Consider the following 10,278-nt stretch of genomic DNA (forward strand, 5'->3'; position numbering starts at 1 on the left):
CGGCTCACGCCGGGGGCCCGCCCCGGCCCCGCCCCTGGGGCTGGGCCGGGGCCGCGAGGACGCGCCGCGAGCGCGGGCGCGGCGGGTCGGCGCGCACGGCGTCGGCGGCGGCCGCCGCCGAGCCCGCCCCGGCCGCCGCCGACGCCGAGCGCGCCGACCCGCCGCGCCGGCGCTCGCGGCGCGACCTCGCGGCCCCGACCGAGCCCCTGGGCGCGGTGCGGCCGGAGACCGACGGGGACTGAGCCGGGCCGCGCGCGGGGCCGTCCCCTCCGGGGGCGGCCCCGCCGGTCTGCCGGTGCCCGGACGCGTCAGATCGTCGCGACCGACCCCGAGTCGACCCGGTAGTTCGCGCCGTTGACGAAGCTCGCGCGCTCGGATACCAGGAACCCGATCACCGCGGCCACCTCGCCGGCCTCGCCCCGCCGCTTCGCGGTGAGGAACGGCCGCTCCTCGTCGAGGAACGACGCGATGGCCTCGTCCCGGTCGGTGCCGCGCTCCTCGGCCCGCTGGTCCATCATCGCGTCGGTCATCGGCGTCGCGATGAACGCCGGCGACACCGCGTTCACCAGCACGCCCTCGGGGCCGTAGGACTTCGACAGCCCCTTGGCCAGCGACAGCACGCCCGCCTTCGCGGCGCAGTACGGCAGCTCGTCCACGTAGGGCTGCACGCCGTCCTCCGACGCCAGCAGCACGACCCGGCCCCACCCGGCCGCCCGCATCGGGCCGAGCACCGCGCGCACGACGCGCACCGCCGCCAGCAGGTCGACCTCGATCGTCCGCGCCCAGCCCGCGTCGTCGATCTCGTGGAACAGGCCCTGGGCGCCGGTGACGCCGGCGGCGTGCACCAGGATCTCCGGCGCGCCGAACGCGTCGCCGGCGCGGGCCACCAGGGCCTCGACCTCCGCCGGCACGGTGAGGTCGGCCAGCACGGGCAGCAGGCGGTCCGGTCCCGCGCCGAGGTCGGCGACCGCCGCCTCCAGCGCGGCCGCGTCCTGGTCGGTCAGCACGACGCGGGCGCCCTCCTCGAGCAGCAGGCGGGCGGTGGCCAGGCCGATGCCGGAGTCGCCGCCGGTGACGAGCGCGACGCGCCCGGTGATGCCCAGGTCCATGGGGTCCTCCTCGAGTTCGCGGGCGGCGCGGCCGGTGGGCGCGCGCCGGTCGTGCGTCCGGCGGCGGGTCAGCCCGCCGCCGGGTGGTCGCCGGCGAGCGCGGGCGCCAGGGTGAGGGCGGCCTGCACGAGCGCCAGGTGGCTCAGCGCCTGCGGGAGGTTGCCGAGGAAGTCCCCGGTCGCCGGGTCGATCATCTCGGGCCACACCCCGACGTCGTTCGCGAGCGCCAGCAGGTCGTCCATCCAGTCCGCCGCCTCCTGGGCCCGCCCGACCAGGGCCAGCGCCGCCACGCCCCAGAACGCGCAGGCGACGAACGCCCCCTCCTCCTCGGGCATGCCGGTGTACCGGTGCAGCAGCGGGCCGGAACCGAGCTCGGCCCGGAGGGTGTCCACGGTGCGGCTCATCCGCTCGCCGGTGTCGAAGCCGCTGCGGGCGTGCAGCAGCACCGAGGCGTCGAGCCGGTCCGAGCCGGGGTGCATCAGGTAGGCGCCGCGCTCCTCGGACCAGCAGTGCTCGCCGACCCAGTGCGCGATCCGGTCGGCCTCGGCGCGCCACCGGTCGGGCTCGCCGGGGATCTGCCCGAGCTCGGCGAGGTGGACCGCGCACCGCAGCGCCTGCCAGCAGCCGAGCTTGGACGAGGTGTAGTGCTGCTCCTCGGTCAGCTCCCACATGCCGGCGTCCGGCCGGTGCCACGCGTCGGCGGCCTCGTCGGCCACCGCCGCCAGGAGCCGCCCGGTCTCCGCGTCCAGCAGGTTGCCGGCGTCGACGTAGCCGCGGACGACCGCGAGGACGTCCCCGTACACCCCGAGCTGGAGCTGGCCGTCCGCGCGGTTGCCCGTGACGACCGGGCCGGTGCCGCGCCAGCCGGGCACGTCGTGCCGCTCGGGCGCGGGCGGGAGGGAGCCGTCGAGCCCGAAGAAGATCCGCGTGCCGTGCGCGCGCAGCGTCCGCAGGGTCCACGAGATGGCCGCGTGCACCTCCTCGCGCAGCCCGAAGCCGATCCACGCGTCGAGGGTGTACGCGGCGTCCCGCACCCAGGCGTACCGGTAGTCCCAGTTCTTGCCGCCGGACCGGCTCTCCGGGAGCGAGGTCGTCGCCGCCGCCGCGATCGCGCCGGTGGGCTCGTGCAGCAGCAGCTTCAGGGCGAGCGCGCTGCGCTGCACCGCCTTGCCCCACGGCCCGTCGTAGTGGAACTCGCGCGTCCAGGCCCGCCAGTTGTCGACGGTGCGGTCGATGCCGCGGTCGACGTCCTCCGGGTCGGGCACCACGACCGGCTCGCGCTCGGTGCCCACCACCGCGACCAGGTGCCGCGACCCGGGCGTCGCCTCGAACGCCCCGGTGCACGCCTGGTCGTCGACGACGGCGGTCGTCTCCCCGAGCGTCCGCACGGTGAGCGTCACGCCGTCGGCGCGCAGCACCGGGCCGAGGTGGGTCCGCTGCACCCACGGCGAGGCGCTGCCGAGCACCGTCCCGGGCGCGACGCGCCAGGCCACCGGCACGGAGCCCGACAGGCCCTCCACCCGGGACGCGAGCTCGCTCCACGGCAGGCGCCCCGCCACGCCCGTGTTCATCGCCTGCGTGACCCGCACCCGGCCGTCGTCGGTGTCGTACGTCGTGACCAGCACGTTCGTGCCGACGACGTACTGCCGGCGCAGCCGGTACGGGACCGTGGGGACGATCTCGACGTAGCCGCCCGCGTCCGCGTCCAGCAGGGCCGCGAACACCGGCGGCGTGTCCAGGTCGGGCACCGGGAACCAGTCCACCCGGCCGTCGTCCGCGACCAGCGCGACCGTCCGCCCGTCGCCCAGCACCGCGTACGCCCGCAGGTCGGCGTACCCGTCGGTCCGCGGGGTCGGGTCGCGCGGCTCGTCCGCGGCCGCGTGACCCGACCCCTCCGTGCGGGTGCCGGCGTCGCCGTCGAGGTTCTCCAACCCCGGCTGCTCCGTCACGCGCGCGCCGCCCGGCCGGTCGTCGGTCCCGTCACGGGGTCGGCATCCCCCCGTTGACGTTCAGCGTCTCGCCGCTCACGTAGCTCGACTCCTGCGAGGCGAGGAACACGTACGCGGGCGCGAGCTCGGCGGGCTGGCCGGCGCGGCCGTACGGCGTCTGCTTGCCGAAGTCCGGCAGCTTCTCCGGCGGCTGGCCGCCTGCGGTCTGCAGCGGCGTCCAGATCGGGCCCGGCGCCACGACGTTGACCCGGATGCCCTTCGGCGCGAGCTGCCCGGCCAGGGCCTTGGAGATCGTGTTGATCGCGGCCTTCGTGGTCGCGTAGTCGACGAGGATCGGCGCCGGCTCGTAGGCCTGGATCGACGACGTGGTGATGATGCTCGCGCCCTTCGGCAGGTGCGGCACCGCCTCCTGGACCAGCCAGTAGAGCGCGTAGACGTTGGTCTTGAACGTCTCGTCGAACGACTCGGGCGTGAGCTCGGTGATGTCCTCGACGTACTGCTGGCGGCCCGCGATGATCGCGAGCGTGTCCAGGCCGCCGAGCTCGTCGAGCGCCGTGCGGACCAGCGACCGGGTGTAGTCCTGGTCGACGACGTCGCCCGGCGCGAGCACGATCGTGCGGCCCGCGTCGCGGACGAGCTGCGCGACGCGCTCGGCGTCCTCCTGCTCCTCGGGCAGGTACGACAGCACGATGTCGGCGCCCTCGCGGGCGAACGCGATGGCCACCGCGCGGCCGATGCCGGAGTCGCCACCGGTGATGATCGCCTTGCGGCCCGTCAGGCGGCCGGAGCCGCGGTAGGTGTCCTGGCCGTGGTCGGCCTGCGGCGTCAGGTCGGCGTCGAGGCCCGGCCCGTCCTGGCTCTGCTCCGGGGGCTCGGGCATCGGGTACTGCGCGATCGGGTCCTGGAACGTGTACTGGTCGGCCATGAGGCGTCCTTCCCGTCCGGCGATGAGAGCGAAAGGCGACGCCCGCCGGTGTCGTGTCCGGCGGGCGTCGTCCCGCGTTCATCGTGTGCCGGGGGGCCGGAGCCCGCAACAGGGAGCGCCCCGGCGGGCCGGCGCTCCGCGGGGCGGACTAGAGGTCGGCGGGGTCCACCAGGAAGCCCGCCATGTCGGCGATCTCCCCGCCCACCTCGGCGTGCACCTCGCGCGCGACGCCGCGCACCACCCGCGCCGCGCGGCCGCGCGCGACCCGGTGCGGCAGCGAGGGGCGCTCGGACTCCAGCTGCTCGACGTCCGGCGCCTCCCAGCGGACCCGGTACGCGACGACCTCGCCCTGCGCCCAGTCGACCTGGGCGAGCACCAGGGGCACCTCCGCCTCCGCGGCCACCTCGACGACGACGATGCCGTCGACCCCCAGGTCGACCTGCAGACCGAACGCCTCGGACGGCGGCGGGTTCTCCCGCATGTGGGCGTCGAACGCGTCCGCCTCGGCGTGCAGCCGCCGGCGCTCCTCGGTGTCGGCGACGCCGGCACCCACCCGGTCGCGCGCGGCGAGCGCGGCACCCGCCTGCTCCGGCGACGCCCGGCGCGCGTCCGGGGCCGGCGGCGCGTCGAGCGCGGCCCGGGACGACACCCGGCGGGCGGCCTCCAGCACCGTTCCGGGCTCCACCCAGCGGTCGGTCAGCACCGTGAGGTCGAGGGCGGCGTCCATGTCCGGCTCCAGCACCACCCCGGAGTCGACGCGCAGCGCCCCGCCGAGCCGGCGGGCCACCGCGACGAGCCACTGCACGACGCGCTGCTCCTCGCGCACCGGGCCGGCGGTCCCGAACGCCCGGCGCAGGCCGTCCCGGTCGCCGCCGAACGCGGGCTGCTCGGCGCGCTCGCGCGGGCAGTCGACGACCCACGCGACGCGCGCGTCGGACGGCAGCCCCCAGCGCGCGAGCTGCGCGGGCTCCAGCGCGAACGGGCCGGTGAGGGTCGACAGCCGGCCGAGCCGCAGCACCCCGGGCGTGGCCGCCGGGGCGGGGGTGCGGGCGGCCCCCGACGCGCGGCGGCCGGACGGGACGCGCGGCGGGCGCTCCCACCGCGCGGCCGCGAACCTGCTGGCCGCGAGCACGTCCAGCTCGTCCGGCGCGACCCCCTCGGGGAGCACGAGGAGATGCCGCCCGGGCGGCGGCGTGACGCCCGCGGCGGCGGGGACCTCGGGCAGCGGGGGCAGCGACGCGGTCACGGCCGGGTCAGACCTGGGTGCGGTGGAAGTGCTGCCACGAGCGGGAGGCCGTCGGCCCCCGCTGGCCCTGGTAGCGGGACCCGGTGGCGCCCGATCCGTACGGGGCGAGCGCCGGCGAGGACAGCCGGAAGAAGCACATCTGCCCGATCTTCATGCCGGGCCACAGCGTGATCGGCAGCGTCGCGACGTTCGACAGCTCGAGGGTCACGTGGCCCGAGAAGCCCGGGTCGATGAACCCGGCCGTCGAGTGCGTCAGCAGCCCGAGGCGGCCCAGCGAGGACTTGCCCTCCAGCCGGGCGGCGATGTCGTCGGGCAGGGTCACCTGCTCGAACGTCGAGCCCAGGACGAACTCGCCGGGGTGCAGCACGAACGGCTCGTCGCCGTCGACCTCGACCAGCCGCGTCAGGTCCGGCTGGTCCTGCGCCGGGTCGATGACCGCGTACTTGTGGTTGTCGAACAGCCGGAAGAACCGGTCGAGGCGGACGTCGACGCTCGACGGCTGCACCATCGCGGGGTCGTACGGGTCGAGGACCACCCGTCCGGAGTCGAGCTCGGCGGTGATGTCGCGGTCGGAGAGCAGCACGGGACCACGGTACCGGGGCGGGCGGGGGCACCCCCGCCGAGCGGGCAGAAGATGCTGCCCCGGCGGCGCGCGGGGCACATCTGCTACCCACTCGGCGAGCGACGCCCGCACCCGGGACCACCGCCCGGCGGAAGCGTTTCGACCGTGCGCTACGCTGACCGACGCACGCCGCGTGGGAGCGCTCCCGCAGCGGCCACCACTGACGACCGGAAGGCGCGACGATGCGGTACGGCCACTTCGACGACGAGGCACGCGAGTACGTCACCACGACGCCGCGCACCCCGTATCCCTGGATCAACTACCTGGGCTCGGAGGAGTTCTTCTCGCTGCTGTCGCACACCGGCGGCGGCTACTCCTTCTACCGCGACGCGAAGATGCGCCGGCTCACCCGCTACCGGTACAACAACATCCCCACCGACGAGGGCGGCCGGTACTTCTACGTCCACGACGGCGGGGACGTGTGGACGCCGGGCTGGCTGCCGGTCAAGGCCGAGCTCGACCACTACGAGGCGCGGCACGGCCTGGGCTACTCCCGGATCACGGGCGAGCGGAACGGGCTGCGGGTCGAGACGCTGTTCTTCGTGCCGCTCGGCGAGACCGCCGAGGTGCAGCACGTCACGCTGACGAACACCTCCGACGCGGAGAAGACGGTCAGCCTGTTCTCGTTCGTCGAGTTCTGCCTGTGGAACGCCCAGGACGACCAGACGAACTACCAGCGCAACCTGTCGCTGGCCGAGGTCGAGGTGGAGCTCGACGGCCCGCACGGGTCGGCGATCTTCCACAAGACGGAGTACCGCGAGCGCCGCGACCACTACGCGGTGTACGGCGTGAACACCCGGGCCGACGGCTTCGACACCGACCGGGACTCTTTCACCGGCCCCTACAACGGGCTGGGCGAGGCGGCCGTGCCGCACGCCGGCAGGGCGACCGGCTCGATCGCGTCCGGCTGGTACCCGATCGGCTCGCACCAGGTCGACGTCACGCTCGCCCCGGGCGAGAGCCGGGCGCTCACCTACGTGCTCGGCTACGTCGAGAACCCGCACGACGAGAAGTGGGCGCCCGCGGACGAGGCCGCCGGGATCCCCGCGATGCAGCGGGTGAACCGCGAGCGCGCGCACGCCCTGCTGTCCCGGTTCGCGACGACCGAGCAGACCCTCGCCGCGTTCGAGGCGCTCCGGACGTCCTGGACCGACCTGCTGTCCACCTACTCGGTGACGAGCACGGACGAGAAGCTGGACCGGATGGTCAACATCTGGAACCAGTACCAGTGCATGGTCACGTTCAACATGTCCCGGTCGGCGTCGTACTTCGAGACCGGCATCGGCCGCGGCATGGGCTTCCGCGACTCGAACCAGGACCTGCTGGGCTTCGTGCACCTGGTGCCCGAGCGCGCCCGGCAGCGGATCATCGACATCGCGTCGACCCAGTTCCCCGACGGCTCGGCGTACCACCAGTACCAGCCGCTGACGAAGCGGGGGAACAACGACATCGGCTCGGGCTTCAACGACGACCCGCTGTGGCTGATCCTCGGCGTCGCCGCGTACATCAAGGAGACCGGCGACTGGGGGATCCTCGACGAGCCGGTGCCGTTCGACAACGAGCCGGGCTCCGAGGTGCCGCTGTTCGAGCACCTGACCCGGTCGTTCCGGTTCACCGTCGAGAACCGCGGGCCGCACGGCCTGCCGCTGATCGGCCGCGCCGACTGGAACGACTGCCTCAACCTGAACTGCTTCTCCACCGAGCCCGGCGAGTCGTTCCAGACGACCGAGAACCAGGCCGGCGGCGTCGCGGAGTCGGTGTTCATCGCCGCGATGTTCGTGCACATCGGCCAGGAGTACGCCGAGCTCGCCGAGCGCCGGGGCCTCACGGACGTCGCCGCCGAGGCGCGCGCCGCGGTCGAGGACATGCGCGCCGCGGTGCTGGAGCACGGCTGGGACGGCGAGTGGTTCCTGCGCGCCTACGACTTCTACGGCAACCCCGTGGGCACCGACGCGAAGCCCGAGGGCAAGATCTGGATCGAGCCGCAGGGCTTCGCGGTCATGGCCGGCATCGGCGTCGACCCCGCCGACCCCGCCTCCCCCGCCAGCCCGGCGGTCCGCGCGCTGGACTCGGTGCACGAGCACCTGGCGACGCCGCACGGGATGGTGCTGCAGTGGCCCGCCTACACGAGCTACCAGGTGGAGCTCGGCGAGGTCTCGACCTACCCGCCGGGCTACAAGGAGAACGGCGGGATCTTCTGCCACAACAACCCGTGGGTGATCATCGGGGAGACGGTCCTCGGCCGCGGCGAGCGCGCGTTCGACTACTACCGCCGGATCACGCCCGCCTACCGCGAGGACATCTCCGACGTGCACCGGCTCGAGCCGTACGTCTACGCCCAGATGATCGCGGGCAAGGAGGCGGTGCGGCACGGCGAGGCCAAGAACTCCTGGCTCACCGGTACCGCGGCGTGGAACTTCGTCGCCGTCTCGCAGTACCTGCTGGGCGTCCGGCCGGAGCACGACGGCCTGGTGGTCGACCCGCAGATCGGGCCGGACGTGCCGTCGTTCACCGTCACCCGGGTCGCCCGCGGGGCCCGGTACGAGATCGCCGTGACCAACGCCGGCGCGCCGGGTGCGCGCGGACGGCTGGTCGTGGACGGGGTCCCGGTCGAGGGGTCGACCGTGCCGTACGCGCCCGCGGGCACGACCGTGCGGGTGGAGGTCACCGTCTGAGGACGCGTGACGCGCGCTCCGGGCGCCGCACGTGCGCGGCGTCCGGAGCCGCTATGCTGGACGCGCGTTCCCTCGCGGGGACGTGACGGCCGGCCGGGCCCAGCAGCCCGGGACGGTCACGCGGGTGTAGTTCAATGGTAGAACTTCAGCTTCCCAAGCTGATAGCGCGGGTTCGATTCCCGTCACCCGCTCTCCCGAAGGGCCAGGCCGGCACCGCCGCGCCTGGCCCTTCCGCCGTCCCGGGCGCCGCGGTCGCCCGCCCGGCGACCGTGCCCCGGGCGCTGCTCGTGCCGCCGCCGGCTCCCGTCCGCCGCCCCAGGGGATTCCCCGCGCCCCAGTGTTTTGCCCTACTCAACGAGCGGGGGGCTCCGTCGCCGCTGCCTACCTTCCCAGGGCCAGCCCGACGGAAGGACCGCATGAAGCACGAGATCTCCCGGATCGACCTGCGGCTGCCCGAGCGGTGGCGCGGGTGGCGACCGGGCGACGCGCCGCGGGTCGCGCAGCGGTTCGCCGCCGAGCTCACCACGGGGCCCGTCGCCGCCGCGCGGCTCCGCTCCGCGCTGGAGGCCGTCGACCGCGCCGTCGTCGGCCTCAACGCCCGGCACGTGCGCGCCGGCGCGTGGGTGCCGGAGCCCACCGGCGACGTGGTCGCGGGGCTCGCGTGCGAGATCCTCGCCGAGGTGCCCGCCGAACCCGGCGCGGCGACGGCCCACCTGCACCGCGTGCGCCGCAAGATCGCCCGGTCGCGGCGCACGGCCACCCGCATCACGTACCACGCGGCGTCGCTGCGGGAGGTGCCCGCCGGGGAGGCGGTCGTGACGCTGCGCAGCCACGGCGTGCTGCGTCACGAGGTGATCTGGACGGTGTTCCCGCCCGGGGCCGCCGAGGCCGTGGAGCTCCGGTTCGACACCCGGTCCACCGAGCGCTACCAGGACGTCGTCGCGCACGCGGAGACGATCGCGCTCCGGCTCCGCGTGGGCCTCACGGCGCGGCGGGCGGCGGGGTCGCGCCCTGTGGCGGCCGCGGTGCCCCGGCAGACCGCGCGACGTGCCGGACCCGCCGCGACCCCGGCGGCCGGCTCACCGCCCCCGGGCGCCCTCCCCGCCGGCGCGCGCTGACCGGACCGCGCCGGGCGCCGGGTCCACCCGGCGCCGCCGGATGTGCTCGAAGACCACCGACGTCCGCACGTCGACGACCTCCGGGCGCTCGGTGAGCCGGTCGATGACGAACCCGTAGAGCGCCTCGTTGTCCGGGACGGCCACGTGCACCAGGAAGTCCTCGGCGCCGGTCGTGACGAACACCCCGACGGTCTCGGGCAGGGCGACGACCCACGCCCGGAAGCCCTCGATGTTCCGCCGGGTCGGGGGGCGGATCCGCACGGCGACGAGCGCCTGCACGGGCCGCCCGATCGCCGCGAGGTCGACGTCGAGCGTGGCTCCCCGGATCACGCCCCGGTCCCGCAGGGCGCGCGTCCGGTCGAGCGCGGTCGTCGGCGCGACCCCCACGGCGGCCGCGACGTCGCGGTTGGTGCGCCGTGCATCTGCCTGCAGCTCCCGCAGGATCGCCGTGTCGAGTGCGTCCAGATCGGCCATTCCGGCAGCCTAGCCGTGCATCGTACGGAGAGGGTCGACAGCAGCCGTACCGGTGCCTAGCGTCGCTGCTCGTCGTCGGACGACGACCGCCGCGCCCGCGCGGTGCACCCAGCCCACGAGAGGTCGCCGTGCCCGGATCGCCCGCCCCCACCACCACCCC

9 protein-coding genes and 1 tRNA gene are annotated in these 10,278 nt (G+C 75.2%); 4 read left to right on the forward strand and 6 right to left on the reverse strand.

The window, feature by feature from the left end; genetic code table 11:
- Positions 1-242: hypothetical protein (locus MHY85_RS18340; protein WP_374234046.1), on the forward strand; the 242-nt coding region annotated here is incomplete at its 5' end.
- A 66-nt stretch (positions 243-308) separates the two neighbouring features.
- Here the strand turns inward: MHY85_RS18340 and MHY85_RS18345 are convergent.
- The 5 genes from MHY85_RS18345 to dcd form a co-directional block, all read right to left on the reverse strand.
- Positions 309-1,109 carry an SDR family NAD(P)-dependent oxidoreductase gene (locus tag MHY85_RS18345; RefSeq protein ID WP_239199194.1) on the reverse strand — a complete coding sequence of 267 codons (801 nt, stop codon included), beginning with the start codon at positions 1,107-1,109 and terminating at the stop codon, positions 309-311.
- A 68-nt stretch (positions 1,110-1,177) separates the two neighbouring features.
- A complete protein-coding gene (locus tag MHY85_RS18350; protein ID WP_374234048.1) occupies positions 1,178-3,058 on the reverse strand; it encodes a glycoside hydrolase family 15 protein in 1,881 nt (626 codons plus the stop codon).
- Positions 3,059-3,089: 31 nt separating this feature from the next.
- Positions 3,090-3,983 (reverse strand): SDR family oxidoreductase, encoded by an 894-nt coding sequence (locus MHY85_RS18355; protein WP_239199197.1) that lies wholly within the window; start codon positions 3,981-3,983, stop codon positions 3,090-3,092.
- A gap of 148 nt (positions 3,984-4,131) precedes the next feature.
- Positions 4,132-5,229 carry a hypothetical protein gene (locus MHY85_RS18360; protein ID WP_239199200.1) on the reverse strand — a complete coding sequence of 366 codons (1,098 nt, stop codon included), beginning with the start codon at positions 5,227-5,229 and terminating at the stop codon, positions 4,132-4,134.
- 7 nt (positions 5,230-5,236) lie between these two features.
- Entirely contained in the window at positions 5,237-5,812 is a 576-nt protein-coding gene (dcd, locus tag MHY85_RS18365; protein WP_239199203.1) for a dCTP deaminase, read from the reverse strand.
- 221 nt (positions 5,813-6,033) lie between these two features.
- On the opposite strand from dcd, the gene MHY85_RS18370 reads away from it, so the two are divergent.
- The 3 genes from MHY85_RS18370 to MHY85_RS18380 all read left to right on the forward strand — a co-directional run bounded on the left by MHY85_RS18370 (position 6,034) and on the right by MHY85_RS18380 (position 9,644).
- Positions 6,034-8,526 (forward strand): GH36-type glycosyl hydrolase domain-containing protein, encoded by a 2,493-nt coding sequence (locus MHY85_RS18370; protein WP_239199206.1) that lies wholly within the window; start codon positions 6,034-6,036, stop codon positions 8,524-8,526.
- Positions 8,527-8,646: 120 nt separating this feature from the next.
- Positions 8,647-8,717: transfer RNA gene (locus MHY85_RS18375), tRNA-Gly, on the forward strand.
- A gap of 225 nt (positions 8,718-8,942) precedes the next feature.
- A complete protein-coding gene (locus tag MHY85_RS18380; RefSeq protein ID WP_239199209.1) occupies positions 8,943-9,644 on the forward strand; it encodes a hypothetical protein in 702 nt (233 codons plus the stop codon).
- Here MHY85_RS18380 and MHY85_RS18385 read toward each other — a convergent pair.
- Positions 9,606-10,118, reverse strand: a complete 513-nt coding sequence (locus MHY85_RS18385) for an Lrp/AsnC family transcriptional regulator (RefSeq protein WP_239199212.1) — start codon at positions 10,116-10,118, stop codon at positions 9,606-9,608. The two genes, MHY85_RS18380 and MHY85_RS18385, sit on opposite strands and share 39 nt — an antisense overlap.
- Positions 10,119-10,278 lie beyond the last annotated feature (160 nt).

Source organism: Cellulomonas sp. ACRRI, assembly GCF_022346185.1.
In the GTDB taxonomy this organism is placed as follows: domain Bacteria; phylum Actinomycetota; class Actinomycetes; order Actinomycetales; family Cellulomonadaceae; genus Cellulomonas.